General features: G+C 50.4%; 15 protein-coding genes. 1 reads left to right on the top strand and 14 read right to left on the bottom strand.

What is annotated here, in order from left to right; genetic code table 11:
* Nucleotides 1-107: 107 nt before the first annotated feature.
* The 14 genes from CFF01_RS07790 to trmJ form a co-directional block, all read right to left on the bottom strand.
* Nucleotides 108-2,783 (bottom strand): FimV/HubP family polar landmark protein, encoded by a 2,676-nt coding sequence (locus tag CFF01_RS07790; RefSeq protein ID WP_088904419.1) that lies wholly within the window; start codon nt 2,781-2,783, stop codon nt 108-110.
* A 189-nt stretch (nt 2,784-2,972) separates the two neighbouring features.
* Nucleotides 2,973-3,989, bottom strand: coding sequence for an aspartate-semialdehyde dehydrogenase (locus CFF01_RS07785; protein ID WP_088904418.1), 1,017 nt, complete (start codon nt 3,987-3,989; stop codon nt 2,973-2,975).
* A 2-nt stretch (nt 3,990-3,991) separates the two neighbouring features.
* Nucleotides 3,992-5,122 (bottom strand): 4-phosphoerythronate dehydrogenase, encoded by a 1,131-nt coding sequence (locus CFF01_RS07780; protein WP_088905901.1) that lies wholly within the window; start codon nt 5,120-5,122, stop codon nt 3,992-3,994.
* Nucleotides 5,123-5,226: 104 nt separating this feature from the next.
* Complete coding sequence (ndk, locus tag CFF01_RS07775; protein WP_011866107.1) at nt 5,227-5,658, bottom strand: nucleoside-diphosphate kinase; 432 nt, start codon at nt 5,656-5,658, stop codon at nt 5,227-5,229.
* Between the two features lie 190 nt (nt 5,659-5,848).
* Nucleotides 5,849-6,040, bottom strand: coding sequence for a Fe-S cluster assembly protein IscX (gene iscX / locus CFF01_RS07770; protein ID WP_088904417.1), 192 nt, complete (start codon nt 6,038-6,040; stop codon nt 5,849-5,851).
* A gap of 118 nt (nt 6,041-6,158) precedes the next feature.
* Nucleotides 6,159-6,494: an ISC system 2Fe-2S type ferredoxin gene (gene fdx / locus CFF01_RS07765; RefSeq protein WP_011866109.1), complete on the bottom strand. Its 336-nt coding sequence runs from the start codon at nt 6,492-6,494 to the stop codon at nt 6,159-6,161.
* Nucleotides 6,495-6,502: 8 nt separating this feature from the next.
* A complete protein-coding gene (hscA, locus tag CFF01_RS07760) occupies nt 6,503-8,365 on the bottom strand; it encodes a Fe-S protein assembly chaperone HscA (protein ID WP_088904416.1) in 1,863 nt (620 codons plus the stop codon).
* A gap of 63 nt (nt 8,366-8,428) precedes the next feature.
* Nucleotides 8,429-8,950, bottom strand: coding sequence for a co-chaperone HscB (hscB, locus tag CFF01_RS07755; protein ID WP_033539175.1), 522 nt, complete (start codon nt 8,948-8,950; stop codon nt 8,429-8,431).
* A gap of 17 nt (nt 8,951-8,967) precedes the next feature.
* Nucleotides 8,968-9,291, bottom strand: a complete 324-nt coding sequence (gene iscA, locus CFF01_RS07750) for an iron-sulfur cluster assembly protein IscA (RefSeq protein ID WP_033539174.1) — start codon at nt 9,289-9,291, stop codon at nt 8,968-8,970.
* A gap of 14 nt (nt 9,292-9,305) precedes the next feature.
* Nucleotides 9,306-9,689, bottom strand: coding sequence for a Fe-S cluster assembly scaffold IscU (gene iscU, locus CFF01_RS07745; RefSeq protein ID WP_011866113.1), 384 nt, complete (start codon nt 9,687-9,689; stop codon nt 9,306-9,308).
* Between the two features lie 36 nt (nt 9,690-9,725).
* Nucleotides 9,726-10,940 (bottom strand): IscS subfamily cysteine desulfurase, encoded by a 1,215-nt coding sequence (locus CFF01_RS07740; RefSeq protein WP_033539173.1) that lies wholly within the window; start codon nt 10,938-10,940, stop codon nt 9,726-9,728.
* A 77-nt stretch (nt 10,941-11,017) separates the two neighbouring features.
* Nucleotides 11,018-11,479 (bottom strand): Fe-S cluster assembly transcriptional regulator IscR, encoded by a 462-nt coding sequence (iscR, locus tag CFF01_RS07735; RefSeq protein ID WP_033539172.1) that lies wholly within the window; start codon nt 11,477-11,479, stop codon nt 11,018-11,020.
* Nucleotides 11,480-11,674: 195 nt separating this feature from the next.
* Entirely contained in the window at nt 11,675-12,496 is an 822-nt protein-coding gene (cysE, locus tag CFF01_RS07730) for a serine O-acetyltransferase (RefSeq protein ID WP_033539171.1), read from the bottom strand.
* A 4-nt stretch (nt 12,497-12,500) separates the two neighbouring features.
* The gene (trmJ, locus tag CFF01_RS07725) at nt 12,501-13,262 is read right to left on the bottom strand and encodes a tRNA (cytosine(32)/uridine(32)-2'-O)-methyltransferase TrmJ (protein ID WP_033539170.1); all 762 of its coding nucleotides are present in this window, start codon (nt 13,260-13,262) and stop codon (nt 12,501-12,503) included.
* Between the two features lie 156 nt (nt 13,263-13,418).
* Between trmJ and suhB the strand changes: the two genes are divergently transcribed.
* On the top strand, nt 13,419-14,222 hold the full coding sequence (gene suhB, locus CFF01_RS07720) for an inositol-1-monophosphatase (protein WP_033539268.1): 804 nt from the start codon (nt 13,419-13,421) through the stop codon (nt 14,220-14,222).
* Nucleotides 14,223-14,239 lie beyond the last annotated feature (17 nt).

The raw sequence follows: 14,239 nt of genomic DNA, 5'->3' as shown, positions 1-14,239 counted from the left end.
GCGGCGGATTCTAGCATAGTGTCACGCCGAACTGGATAGCTAACTGTATCAAGCTGCGACATAAAAAAACGGTGCCTGAGCACCGTTTTTATACCGAACGCTAGACCTTAAAGATCATCGAGCAGTTTCTTGGCTTCCGCCTGCTGGCGATCGTTTCCGTCTAGCTCGACCTCTTTCAGTAGGGCCTTGGCACTGTCCATATCATCGATTTCGATATAGGCACGCGCCAGATCCAATTTGGCATTGACGGCGTTCTCTTCATCGTCAACATCCACCATAGTGGCGTTGCCCATCAGATTATCCAGCTCGCCCATATCCACATCCAGCTCTTTATACTGGTCGACATCGAGTTGCTCTTCATCGGCCTCATTGAGCAGCCTATCGATATCGATAAAACCATTATCCTGTTGGAATGCGGTAAGATCGTGCTCAGGAACGGCTCTAGCCGGGTGCTTCTTCTCGGCCGCATCGAGGGCCGCCAGCGCCTGATCAACCGTTAGGCTATCGTCATCATCAAGCTGCAAAGCGATACTATCATCGTCATCATCGAGAGGCTCATCTGCACTCGGTTCCGCATCGGTTAAAGCAGACGCATCCCACTCAAGCATATTGTCATTGCTACGCTTGTTGCCTTTCAAATCATCGAAGAAACCTGACTCGCCCTTATCGGACTTGGGCGTATCCTCGCTCTCTTCTGCCGACTCGAGATCGGCCAGCAAGGCATCGAGATCCACCGCTTCATCGTCTTTATCTGCATCGCCCTTATCGGCAGGCGCTTCATCAAGCTCAAAGGCTAAAGGTTCAAGAGTCGATGTTTTGACCTCTTCCTGCTCTGGCTCCTCGAGGGCAACCTCACTAGGCTCAACGGCTTCCTCTGCGGCCTCTAACGAGGGCGCGTCATCTTGAGGCGTTTCTTCTTGAGCAGCCTGTTCTTCGGACGAGTCATCCTCGACCGCTGTTGCTTGTGGTTCAAATTCGGCAAGTAGCGCGTCCAGATCCGCCCCTGCTGTTTCATCACCGCCTTCATCGAGCTCTGCAGCCAGCTGACGCGCTTTCTCTTCGGCGTCCTCATCTTGAGCAGTCGCTTCTTGCTCTTCTTTAGCGGATTCTGACGCTTCTTCGGTATCAAACCCAGCTAACAAGGCATCGAGATCGGTATCATCAACAAGCTGCTCATCACCTTTATCTTCGATAGCGCTCTCAAGCTCTTGGGCTATTTCATCGGCAAGCGTCTCGTCTTCTGTTGGAACCTCAAGTGACGGCGCTTCTTCGGCTAGCGCCTCTGGCTCCTCCTGTGGCATGACCTTTGGCTCGTCGGCAGGCAGATCAAACTCAGCCAGCAGCGCATCAAGATCTTCCTCTTTAGGTTCATCGGCGCTTGTCTCTGCCTGTTCGAACTCAGCTAACAAGTCATCAAGATCGGTTTCGGTCTGTGCCGATTCATCAGCCGCAGCCTTCGGCGCTTCAACCGGTTCCTCTGCGGGTGCATCAAGCTCGGCAAGCAAGCTGTCCAAATCATCTTCTTGAGGAGCCTGAGTCTCTTCTTGCTCCTGCTCTCCCATCGCCTCGGCCCAAAGATCGTCCAGAGATTGACCTTCATCTTCGATAGGTGACATCACCTGCTCATCGCCGGCATCCACCACCATATCGGCAGCGCTATCGAGCGGAGCAGCCTCGTCACTTAGGTCAGCCTCAGGCTTAAGTGCATTGTCATCGACCTTCATCAATGAATCGAGGGAGTCAGCCTCATCGTCATTATCAAGACGTATCGCCATCAGCTCTTCGCTAGCTTCTGGCGCAGGCGCTTTTGGTGCATCATCGATTGGCGGCGTGATCGGCGCAGCTTGCTCTTGCTCTACCGCTTCATTTTTACTATTGCGGCGCTTGAGCCCTAACCAAACCAACACGAGCAGCAGCAACGCCGGAATGGCAGCGGCCAGCCCGATATAGAGTGGGTTGCTCATTATGGTGCGCCAGCTGTCATCAGGTTCTTTCGGCGTGACAGGCTGAGTGGCGGCGGCCAGCTGCTGACGTAGCTGTTCGACTTCGCTATTAAGCTGCGCTTTCTGCTCTTTTTGGATCAGCAGCGCCTCTTCTAACTCGGCGATACGCGCGCTCTGTTCATCTATCTTGCTTTGCAGCATCTCGGTATCGTTATTACCCAGATTCAGCTGATCCTGAGCCCTTGCCAGCTCATCGGTCAGCGACAGATTCTTGGCCTGCTCGCTTTCCAGCTTGGCTGTGAGCTCTTCAATCTGTTTTTGCTGCTCGACACTGACCTTCAACACAGGTTGGCTGCTTGGCTGTGGCTCTGATGGTGATTCTGGCTGAGGCTCCACCTTTGCCTCGGTTTGCGGCGCGGGAACCGGTTTAGCTGCAACCGTTTGTGGTTTCTGGCGCCAGCCTTTGTCGTTATTTTGTGCCTGCTGTTTCGCCAGACTCTTAGGAATCGCCTGCATCACCTCTTTAGAGGGGATAAGCAGAATCATGCCTTTCTCTAGGCTGTTGTAGTTATCACTGGAAAAGGCGTGAGGGTTGGCTTCATAGATAGCCGCCATCACCTGATACACGGTCACACTGGAATCGGGACGAGTCTTCTGAGCAATGCTCCAAAAGGTATCAGACGCGGTCGTCGGTCCGTATTGGCGCAGGGTCTGGCGGGTTTCGCCATCAGGACCTGTGATATTAAGGGGTTCAGCAGCAGATAAAAAACCCGATGTCGACGAGAGAACAAGCAGTGCGCTGGCTAGCAGACCAGCAAGATGCGATGTGCGAAAGTTCATCAATTCTTCCCTTTCAAGCGATGATTAACTGCCATTTGGCAGCATGCTTTAGGCAATTGTATTTATTGAGATTACTATAAACCAGATTTAGGTGGCCTGCTACTGTTCACATTTCAAAAACAAGTGATAACACAAAAAAAGCCTGCATGATGCAGGCTTTTTCTACAGTTACTCATCCTATTAATGGGATCAGTAATAATCTCTAATCAAAACTTCAGCGATCTGCACGCTGTTTAACGCCGCGCCTTTTCTAATATTATCAGAGACTACCCAAAGGTTTATACCGTTAGGGTGAGAGATATCTTCACGCACACGCCCCACATAAACCGGATCGGTACCTGCCGCCTCGGTCACTGCAGTTGGGTACTCTTCGTTAGACTCAAACAGCTCTACACCCGGAGCGTTATGCAACACAGCTTTAACATCATCTGCACTCGCCGGCTGCACCGTTTCGATATGTACGGCTTCCGAGTGACCGTAGAACACAGGCACACGCACCGCCGTTGGGTTAACGACTATCTGATCGTCGCCAAAGATCTTCTGGGTTTCCCACACCATCTTCATCTCTTCTTTGGTGTAGCCGTTATCCATAAACTTGTCGATCTGCGGCAGCACATTGAAGGCGATCTGCTTAGGGTAAGCCTTTGGCTCAACTGGCAGACCTTGTAGCAGCTTAGCGCACTGATTGGCCAGCTCTTCGATCGCCTGCTTGCCTGAACCCGATACCGACTGATAGGTCGCCACATTGATGCGAGAGATCCCAAAGGCATCATAGATAGGCTTTAGGGCCACCAGCATCTGAATGGTTGAACAGTTAGGGTTGGCAATAATATTGCGGTTACGGAAATCGGCAATCGCCTGAGGGTTAACCTCGGGGACCACTAGAGGAATATCGATGTCGTAACGGAAATGTGATGTGTTGTCGATCACAACACAACCATGCTCTGCTGCAATGGGTGCCCACTTGGCCGATACGTCACCGCCAGCAGAGAAGAATCCCAACTGCGCCTGAGACCAATCGAAGCTTTCCACGTCTAAAATCTCGACCTGTTTACCATGGAAAGTTACCGTATCGCCCGCACTACGACTACTGGCTAAAGGGTACAAATTCGCAACGGGAAAGTTGCGTTCTTCGAGGATCTCAATCATTGTTTGACCCACGGCTCCCGATGCACCTAAAACGACTACGTTAAATTCCTGCGACATAATTACAGACCGACTCCTGAAAAACCTAATTCGAGCAACCAATCTACATCAGAACCCGCGTTATTGGCTAGCATTAACGCACTAAATTCACGCCGATGTTTGTGATTTTTTCTCATCTGGTCGAAGCCCTTGTCGTTTTGGAATCGCTGACGAAACAGTTCATCGTCATCACGCAGGTCGTAAACCAGACGCACTAGGCTAAGCAGCGCCTTTTCATCGGGCACAGACAGGGGCGACAATTGATGGCTCCACAATGGCGGCAACAGACTGGTGAGGGACTTGTCGGCCTCTCTGCCAAGGCGTGCCATTAAGGCCTGATACAACATAAAGGTACCGCGGGCCTTACCTTCTAGGCTATAGCCCGCAATGTGCGGTGTGGCGATCTCAACTAATGGCACGAGTTCGGCCATGGGATGGGGCTCACCTTCCCACACATCCAGCACCAACTTGAGATCATCCCGCAGCTTTTTCACCTCGATAAGAGCTCGGTTGTCGATCACCTCGCCGCGGCAGCAGTTCAGCAGCCAGCAGCCATCTGCGAGCGACTTAAGGCGCACCTCATCGAAAAGATAATATGTCGGATGATAGCCATCACGGGTCAGAGGCACATGCAAAGAGATCACATCACAGCGCTCAACGAGTTCATCTAAAGAGACAAACTCGCGCCCATCGCCCGCTTCTTCAAGCAGGGGATCGTTGAGCAAGGTTTTGACCCCATAGGCCTCAAGGCACTTTTGCAGCGCCGTACCCGTGTTACCCGCGCCAACGATGCCGACGGTTTTCCCCTTGAGCTGGGTATTAAAGCGTCTGGCCAATTCGAGCATGGCATTGAAGGCGTACTCGCCAACAGCCACAGCGTTGCAGCCCGGCGCATTGGTACAGAAGATGCCGCGCTGTTTGAGATAGTCTAAGTCCAGATGATCCATGCCAATGGTGGCGCTGCCGACAAAGGTCAATCGCTCGCAGTCCTGTAGCAATGACTTATTCACCTTGGTGACCGAGCGTACCAGCAGGACATCAGCCTCTTTTACCTGCTCGGCGTTCAGGGTGCGGCCATCGACACGCTCCACCTCCCCTAGTTCGGCAAACAGGGCCTCGACATAGGGCATGTTTTCATCGGCTAAAATTTTCATCGACTTCTCATCATGATTTACTTTCAGGCTATTTTGCCCCAAATCCCAGATACAAAAAAGGAGCCCTAGGGCTCCTTCTCGTTAATGTTTGCATCACGCTCGAATTAACGAGTACGTGGGCAAAGCTCTTCAGCGCTGAAGAAATAAGCGATTTCACGCTCAGCAGAAGCAACAGCGTCTGAACCGTGAACGGCATTCTCGTCAATGCTGTCAGCGAAATCAGCACGCAGAGTACCGCGAGCAGCTTCAGCTGGGTTAGTGGCACCCATGATTTCACGGTTAGCCAAAACAGCGTTTTCGCCTTCTAGCACTTGAACCATGATAGGACCAGAAGTCATGAACTCAACCAATGCACCGAAGAAAGGACGCTCGCTGTGCTCAGCGTAGAAACCTTCAGCTTGCTCTTTGCTTAGGTGAACCATTTTAGAAGCAATGATTTTCAGGCCAGCTGTTTCAAAACGGTTATAGATAGCACCAATGTGGTTTTTAGCAACTGCATCAGGCTTGATGATAGAAAAAGTACGTTCGATAGCCATGTCTAGCTTCCTTCATTAAACAGGTTTTTAAAAATTCGCGCGGATTATACGAAATAAAATCCGAAAAACCTACCTTTATAACCAGATGAATGAGACATTCATCAAACTGTCATCAAGGCCAATGGGATCCAGTTAGCACAGCAAGTCGCATAATCGAGCGGCCGCGAGGCTTTAGCCGCTCGGGTCAGGGTTAATACTCATTGATCCAGCAGGCTTGAATCGCTTCTAACACCCGCTCATTACAGTGTTCGGGATCATCATCAAACTCATCGAGCGCCAGCACCCAATCGCGCAGATCGGTAAAGCGGATTTGGCTAGGGTCAACTTCTGGGTGCGCTTCAAGTAGCGCCAGAGCAACATCGAGAGAATCTATCCATTTCATAGTAACGCCTCTTAGTCTTAAATGCGGTACCTTAAGTCTAGCCCTTTTGCCTATTTCAGAGACAAAAAAGCCAGTCATCATGACCGGCCTTTCTCTTCTATACACACGTTAACCCAGTCTATCCTTCGCTAACCATGTTAATCGTGTATTTAGGGATCTCTACCACAAGATCGCTATCTGGCACCTTAGACTGGCACGATAGACGACTCTCAGGCTCCAGACCCCATGCCTTATCGAGCATGTCATCTTCGAGCTCATCGCTCTCTTCGAGTTCATCAAAGCCTTCACGAATGATCACGTGGCAAGTGGTACAGGCACAAGATTTCTCACAGGCATGTTCAATGGTGATGCCGTTACGCAGTGCGACATCTAATACGGTTTCGCCCACCTGTGCTTCGACAACCGCACCATCTGGACATAACTCTTCATGGGGTAAAAAAACGATTTGAGGCATATTGTTACCTATAGTTTGTCAACCGACTGGCCTTTAAGCGCCAATCGAATGGAATTATCCATACGTTTTGCTGCAAAGCTTTGGCTGGCATCGTCAAGCGACGCTATAGCCTTCTCGATAGCATCCGTATCTTCTTGACTGGCCACTTCAGCCAGGTGAGTCATTCCCTTGGCGATCGCCGCAGACTCTTCGGCATCAAGCAGGGCACCATCTTTGGCCAATGCGGCCGATAAAGACTCAAGCACCCGAGCGGCTTCTACTTGCTGCTCAGCCAACATACGACGCTCGATGTCATCTTTAGCATGGGCCATCGAATCTTTGAGCATAGTGCCAATCTCTTCATCGGTAAGACCGAATGAAGGTTTAACCTGAATGGTTGCCTGAACGCCAGACGATTTCTCCATGGCGGTGACACTGAGCAAACCATCGGCATCAACCTGGAAGGTAACGCGAATATGCGCCGCACCTGCTGCCATTGGCGGTATACCTTTGAGGGTAAAACGCGCCAGAGAGCGACAATCTGCCACCAGCTCACGCTCGCCCTGCACCACATGGAATGCCATGGCAGTTTGACCATCTTTAAAGGTAGTAAACTCCTGGGCACGGGCAACTGGAATAGTCGTATTGCGGGAAACCACTTTTTCCACCAATCCGCCCATGGTCTCGATCCCTAAAGAAAGAGGGATCACATCCAATAGCAAGAGATCAGATTCAGGCTTGTTGCCCACCAGAATATCGGCCTGAATCGCTGCGCCGATAGCGACCACGCGATCGGGATCGATAGAGGTCAAAGGCGCCTTACCGAAGAAACCTTCGACACGTTCACGCACCAGAGGCACACGGGTCGAGCCACCCACCATGACGGTTTCAAGCACCTCGTCGGCACTGATACCGGCATCACGCAAAGCGCGGCGACAGCTGGCAATTGTCTTCTTAACCAGTGGTTCAATCAGGGCATCAAACTGTGCCTTGTCAACCACTTGCTCAAATACCTCGCCCGCAGCCATCGTCAGGCGAGCAGTTACGCTTTCCTGCTCGGTTAGCGCTTCTTTCACGCGACGACTCTCAATAAGCAGTGCACGACGCTCACTGGCCGTGAGGCTTGAAAGTTGCCAGCTCTGCTGCAGATGCTCGGCTAAGGCATGATCGAAATCATCGCCGCCCAGGGCCGAATCGCCGCCGGTGGCCATCACTTCAAACACCCCTTTGTTGAGGCGTAAAATAGAAATATCGAAGGTACCACCACCCAAATCATAGATGGCTATCACCCCTTCTTGACCCGAATCGAGCCCGTAGGCGATAGCCGCGGCAGTAGGTTCATTAAGCAGACGCAGCACCTTGACCCCAAGCAAGCTTGCCGCTTCCTTGGTGCCCTGACGCTGGGCATCATCAAAATAGGCGGGGACTGTGATCACCACACCTTCTAACGAACCGCCTAGGGTCTTTTCGGCGCGTTCGACCAAGGGTCTTAGAATGTCAGCCGAAATTTGAATAGGGTTAAACTGGCCCGCCTGGGTATTAAACAGCGGCAGGCCGTTTTCACTGGCGGAGAACTGATAAGGAAGTGAGGCATCCTTGGCCTGAATATCACTCAGGCTGCGTCCCATGAAACGTTTCACCGAGACCACAGTATTAAGCGGGTCTTGGGCCGAAAAACGTTCGGCATCGACTCCTACCTGGACTCCATCTTCACTGTAACGCACCACTGATGCTAATGCATGACGGCCAGATTCGTCTGCCAAGGTGTCGGCGACGCCGCTGCGTACTGCCGCCACCAGAGAGTTGGTTGTACCTAAGTCAATGCCTACCGCCAGCCTATGCTGGTGCGGTGCGGCGCTCTGTCCGGGTTCAGCGATCTGCAAAAGTGCCATATCTTTCCAACTTAAAAAAATAAAGGCTCAAGCAATATTGAGCCAACTAAACATGAATCACGCTTAAAAGAGAGCGTCTTCCGCTCGCTCGAGTTCCGCCTGCAACTTCGCCATAAACTTGAGCTTACGCACCAGATCGGCGGCCTGTTCCAGAATCGGCTGATCGGAAGACTCTATAAACTGGGCAAGTTGTGCCGTGATGGCACTGCGATACTCACTAAAGGATTGGTGCAGGTGCTCGATTACCTCATCGGGATCGTCACTGTCGGCAATCTCCTCTAAGGCCTCACGCCACTCCATCTGCTGCATCAAAAACCCAGTATCTTTCACTGTGGTCGACTCGTGACTTAAGTCTATTCCTTTGAGGCTCAGCATATGCTCGGCGCGCGAGATAGGATGTTTTAAGGTGTTATAACCATCGTTTACCTGTGCGGTACGTTGCACGGCCAGGCGCTTATCTTGCTCGCTGGCATTGGCAAACTTATCTGGATGGACCGCCCTTTGCAGCTCGCGATAGCGTTCTGACAATATGGCGGTATCCAGGTCAAACTCTGGCGATAAACTAAACAGCTCAAAATAGTTCATGAATCTAGATTCGGTCGCTAAACGGTAAAGCTTTCGCCGCAGCCGCACTCCCCTTTAGCATTTGGGTTATTAAACTGAAAACCTTCGTTGAGCCCTTCTTTGACGAAGTCCAACTCAATACCTTGCAGGTAGATGAAACTCTTAGCATCAATGATGATTTTCACACCATCGATCTCATAAACTTCATCGTCATCATTAAGGTCATCGACAAATTCCAGCACGTAAGCCATGCCGGAACATCCAGAGGTTTTCAGCCCCAAACGTAATCCGATACCTTTACCACGGTTGGCCAAGAAGCTTCTTACTCGCTCGGCCGCCGCCGGTGTCATCGTTATTGCCATTGTTACTCCGACTATTACTTTTCGTGCTTGGCCTTATATTCGTCTAACGCTGCTTTAATCGCATCTTCTGCCAAAATTGAGCAGTGGATCTTCACAGGTGGTAGGGCAAGCTCTTCAGCAATATCCGTATTTTTAATGGCTTGCGCTTCTTCAATCGTCTTGCCTTTCACCCACTCGGTGACCAAAGAGCTAGACGCGATAGCGCTACCACAACCATAAGTCTTGAACTTGGCATCTTCGATAATGCCATTGTCATCGATCTTCAGCTGTAGCTTCATGACGTCACCACAGGCAGGCGCACCTACCATACCGGTAACCACTGAAGGATCGTTCTTGTCGAATGAACCTACGTTACGCGGGTTCTCATAATGATCTATTACTTTTTCACTGTAAGCCATGATTCTGCTCCACTCTTTATTCGTTTATCAGCCGGATTAATGATGTGCCCATTGCACTGTTGATAGGTCGACACCATCTTTGAACATCTCCCACAGTGGAGACATCTCTCTCAATTGGCCGATAGACTTGGTAATGGTCTCGATCGCATGGTCAATCTCCTCTTCAGTCGTGAAACGACCGATAGAGAAACGGATTGAACTGTGCGCCATTTCATCGTTTAACCCTAATGCACGAAGCACATAGCTAGGCTCTAAGCTTGCCGAGGTACAGGCCGACCCTGAAGAGACCGCCAGATCTTTAAGGGCCATCATCAAAGATTCACCTTCGACGAAGTTAAAGCTGACGTTCAGGCTGCCGCAGTATCTTTGCTCTGCATCACCATTGATATAAGTTTCTTCGATATGCTTGATACCGTCCCACAGTCTGTCGCGTAGACGACGGATACGAGCGTTATCACTTTCCATATCGGCTTTGGCAATCGCCGCAGCTTCACCCATGCCCACAATCTGGTGAGTCGCCAGGGTACCACTGCGCATACCACGCTCATGTCCACCACCGTGCATGGTCGCTTCCAAACGGATACGTGGCTTACGGCGTACGTACAAGGCTCCAATACCTTTAGGACCGTACATCTTGTGCGCTGAAATAGACATCAGATCGACCTTGCTCTTTTGCAGATCGACTGGCAGCTTACCTACGCTTTGAGCGGCATCCACATGGAATATCACCTTCTTGGCGCGGCACAGTTCGCCGATGGCGTCGATGTCATGGATCACGCCAATCTCGTTGTTGACATGCATCAAACTCAACAAAATGGTGTCTTCGCGCATCGCCGCTTCGATTTTCTCAATCGGAATGATGCCGTTTGATTCTGGCTCAAGGTAAGTCACTTCGAAGCCTTCACGCTCAAGCTGACGACAGGTATCCAACACGGCTTTGTGTTCTGTCTTACTGGTGATGATGTGCTTGCCTTTCTTATGGTAAAAATGCGCAACACCCTTAATGGCCAAGTTATCAGACTCGGTGGCACCAGAAGTGAAAACAATCTCACGAGGATCGGCGTTAATCAGCTCAGCAACTTGATTACGGGCGATATCAACCGCCTCTTCAGCTTGCCAACCGTAACGGTGAGAACGTGAAGCGGGGTTACCAAAAATCCCGTCCATCGTCATGTATTGCATCATTTTTTCTGCAACTCGAGGATCGACTGGCGTCGTTGCAGCATAATCTAAATAAATAGGAAGCTTCATCTCACACTCCGTACTTAGTAGTCTTCGCTCGACCACTTACCACGTACATATAGTAATAATTAAATAACAAAGTTAACTTATACGGTTACTCTTTGTTCCTGTTGCATCTTGTCTTGCTTTATTGAGATAAATTGCACATCTCTTTTATTCATCAGACCCGCAAGGCTAATGCCATTTAAAAAATCTGAAATCTGTTTACTCAAATCACCCCAGAGCGAATGGGTTAAACACCGACTGCCGCTCTGGCAATTTCCCAGTCCTTGACAACGCGTGGCGTCAACTGACTCATCCACCGCCCTGACGACCATGCCCACAGAGATATCGCTGGCGTCATACCCGAGGCGATAACCGCCACCAGGTCCTCTTACGCTAGAGACCAATCCATGTTTACGTAATTTGGCGAAGAGTTGTTCAAGATAGGAAAGGGAGATTCCCTGACGCTCGGAGATGTCAGCTAATGGGACTGGGCCAGATGTAGAATGCATTGCAACGTCTAACATTGCCGTTACCGCATACCGACCTTTTGAAGTTAGTTTCATAGCTACCACTGCTCTCTAAAATGCTTAAGTCAATTCAACCATACCTGACTGTTTTAGTCAAGTATAAAACCTAGCAAGTTAGTCAGGTATTAAGGACGTTATCGGAAACAGGAAATACCCTGCTTCGTTGCTGGGGTATTTAACCTGTTTCAACGCAAAGATTCAACGCTGAGGGGCAATAAATCTCACTCTTTATCAAATAATGGGATCAAACTCATCTATCGCTTGCTGACGCTTCTCGGCCGCGGCTTGTTCAGCATCACTAAATTCGCCCACTTCGAGCTCTGGTAGTCTCTCGGTACAAACACTTCCACCCATACTCTGAACTGCCTGACACACCTCTTGTACCTTAGAGTCCATCAGATGCATATGATCTAACATCTGCCCGATGGCATTTGCCACTGGATCGGGATTATCAGGGGAGACAGCGTACGCATCAAAGCCATATTTCTTGGCCATCTCGGTGCGGCGCTGAGCATGCTCTTTAGACTCATCACTGGGTTTCGCCACCACACGGGCCGGTATACCCACCACAGTTGTGTCTTTAGGCACCTCTTTCACCACGACAGAATTGGAGCCAACACGGGCGCCATCATGCATAGTAATAGGCCCAAGGATCTTAGCACCAGCGCCGATCACCACATTGTTTCCCAGGGTTGGGTGGCGTTTGCCCGCCTGCCAGGTAGTGCCCCCCAAGGTGACACCGTGATACAGGGTACAATCGTTACCAATTTCGGCGGTCTCACCGATCACAACGCCCATGCCATGGTCGATGAAGAATCGGTCGCCTATGGTGGCGCCAGGATGAATCTCCACCCCGGTCAACCAGCGAGAGAAGGTCGAAATCATACGCGCCGTCAGGCACCATTTGCGCTTCCAAAGTTTGTGGCTGATGCGATGGATCCAGATAGCCTGCATCCCCGGATAGTTCAGCAAGATCTCTAACGTACCGTTAGCCGCCGGATCTCTATGATAAATGGAGGCTATGTCATCTTTAATTCTGGAAATCACGCCCATGGCTCTATTCTTCCTTCGTTGACCGCTTATCTTGTTCAACCACTTGTTGTGCCAATTCGACTTTCTTATCTACCGAGGTCAAGATGCCACGAAGAATATTCATCTCCTGGCTTTCAATCCTCGCCCGGCTGAATAAACGTCTGAGTTTAGTCATTACCTGACCTGGATGCTGCTTGATGATAAATCCGGTACCCAGCAAGGTGTTCTCCAGGTGGATAAAGAAATTCTCCTGCTCTTTGGCCAGCGGATAATCTTGTTCCTCAACCACTTCAGGGGTCATATTCAGGTGAGCAACACGAGCCTCATAACAGATGAGCTGCACCGCTTGCGCCAGATTCAGCGAAGTATATTCAGGGTTTGCCGGAATAGTCACATGATAGTTGCACTTTTGCAGTTCATCGTTGCTAAGGCCATTACTCTCACGGCCAAATACAATGGCAACGGGTCCGTTTACGGCAGCATTCGCCAATTTCTCACCGGCTTGACGTGGATCCAGCATAGGCCAATCTAAGGTGCGGCTACGGGCACTGGTGGCGATAACCAGACTACAATCGGCGATTGCATCGGCCAGACAATCCACTGTCACCGCATGTTTGAGAATATCAGAAGCACCGGCAGCCAGCGCCACCGACTGACCGTCAGGTGCGACCTTAGGTTCGGCAAGATAAAGGGTGGAAAGTCCCATGGTTTTCATGGCACGGGCGGTTGAACCTATATTTCCAGGATGGGTGGTTCCTACGAGAACGACACGAATATTGCTAAGCATGAAACAATTTGATTTCTTTCTATAGAACAGTGGATTGATGGTATCACAGGGCGCTAAGATCCCTTAATACAAAAATCTATATTTGATATAACAGTAAAACGACGTATAATGTGCGCCGATTATTTATATCTGTTCTTTAACATCCAGGGGATTGTAATGCATCCGATGCAGACCATTGCTGTGCGCGCCGCTCGCGCTGCCGGCCAAACAATTATGCGCGCTTATACTGAACTCGATCGTATCGAAGTTAGCGCAAAAGGTATCAATGACTACGTGACTAACGTAGATAAAGAAGCAGAAGCTGCCATTACATATCAAATTCGTAAGTCGTACCCAGACCACACCATAGTTGGTGAAGAAAATGGTGAGAATAAGGGAAGCAATAGCGACTATATATGGATTGTTGATCCCTTGGATGGCACTAACAACTTTGTTAGAGGCATCCCCCATTTCGCGGTATCTATCGCCGTACAACACAAAGGTAAGACTGAAGTCGCCGTCGTTTACGATCCCGTTCGTGACGAGCTGTATACTGCCGTGCGCGGTAAAGGTGCCAAACTGAACGATTTCCGTCTTCGTGTCAGCAAGATCAATGACTTAAGCGATGCCATCGTTGGTACTGGTTTCCCTTTCAAGGCGAAGCAGCATTCTGAAACTTACATGAAGTTGCTCACCTCAACTTTCAGCCAGTGCGCCGATCTTCGCCGTGCAGGCTCTGCTGCACTCGATCTCGCCTACGTCGCAGCGGGCCGTATGGATGCCTTCTTTGAAATTGGTCTTAAGCCTTGGGATATCGCTGCCGGCGAACTGATTGTCCGCGAAGCAGGCGGCACAGTCACTGACTTTACCGGTAATCACGGTTACATGAGCTCAGGCAACATCATCGCCGGTAGCCCTAAGGCAACTGTTGCCATGGTCAAGAGCTTCCGCCCTCTACTGAGCGACGCCCTAAAGCGCTAATCACAGCCGCTAATCCT

It is taken from the genome of Shewanella marisflavi (assembly GCF_002215585.1).
Classification (GTDB): domain Bacteria; phylum Pseudomonadota; class Gammaproteobacteria; order Enterobacterales; family Shewanellaceae; genus Shewanella; species Shewanella marisflavi.
This window is presented reverse-complemented; position numbering and strand designations above follow the sequence as displayed.

What these genes read in the sequence shown, in the direction of transcription:
- CFF01_RS07790 (WP_088904419.1), bottom strand. Translation starts at nt 2,783, where the DNA reads ATGAACTTTCGCACATCGCATCTTGCTGGTCTGCTAGCCAGCGCACTG.
- CFF01_RS07785 (WP_088904418.1), bottom strand. Translation starts at nt 3,989, where the DNA reads ATGTCGCAGGAATTTAACGTAGTCGTTTTAGGTGCATCGGGAGCCGTG.
- CFF01_RS07780 (WP_088905901.1), bottom strand. Translation starts at nt 5,122, where the DNA reads ATGAAAATTTTAGCCGATGAAAACATGCCCTATGTCGAGGCCCTGTTT.
- ndk (WP_011866107.1), bottom strand. Translation starts at nt 5,658, where the DNA reads ATGGCTATCGAACGTACTTTTTCTATCATCAAGCCTGATGCAGTTGCT.
- iscX (WP_088904417.1), bottom strand. Translation starts at nt 6,040, where the DNA reads ATGAAATGGATAGATTCTCTCGATGTTGCTCTGGCGCTACTTGAAGCG.
- fdx (WP_011866109.1), bottom strand. Translation starts at nt 6,494, where the DNA reads ATGCCTCAAATCGTTTTTTTACCCCATGAAGAGTTATGTCCAGATGGT.
- hscA (WP_088904416.1), bottom strand. Translation starts at nt 8,365, where the DNA reads ATGGCACTTTTGCAGATCGCTGAACCCGGACAGAGCGCCGCACCGCAC.
- hscB (WP_033539175.1), bottom strand. Translation starts at nt 8,950, where the DNA reads ATGAACTATTTTGAGCTGTTTAGTTTATCGCCAGAGTTTGACCTGGAT.
- iscA (WP_033539174.1), bottom strand. Translation starts at nt 9,291, where the DNA reads ATGGCAATAACGATGACACCGGCGGCGGCCGAGCGAGTAAGAAGCTTC.
- iscU (WP_011866113.1), bottom strand. Translation starts at nt 9,689, where the DNA reads ATGGCTTACAGTGAAAAAGTAATAGATCATTATGAGAACCCGCGTAAC.
- CFF01_RS07740 (WP_033539173.1), bottom strand. Translation starts at nt 10,940, where the DNA reads ATGAAGCTTCCTATTTATTTAGATTATGCTGCAACGACGCCAGTCGAT.
- iscR (WP_033539172.1), bottom strand. Translation starts at nt 11,479, where the DNA reads ATGAAACTAACTTCAAAAGGTCGGTATGCGGTAACGGCAATGTTAGAC.
- cysE (WP_033539171.1), bottom strand. Translation starts at nt 12,496, where the DNA reads ATGGGCGTGATTTCCAGAATTAAAGATGACATAGCCTCCATTTATCAT.
- trmJ (WP_033539170.1), bottom strand. Translation starts at nt 13,262, where the DNA reads ATGCTTAGCAATATTCGTGTCGTTCTCGTAGGAACCACCCATCCTGGA.
- suhB (WP_033539268.1), top strand. Translation starts at nt 13,419, where the DNA reads ATGCATCCGATGCAGACCATTGCTGTGCGCGCCGCTCGCGCTGCCGGC.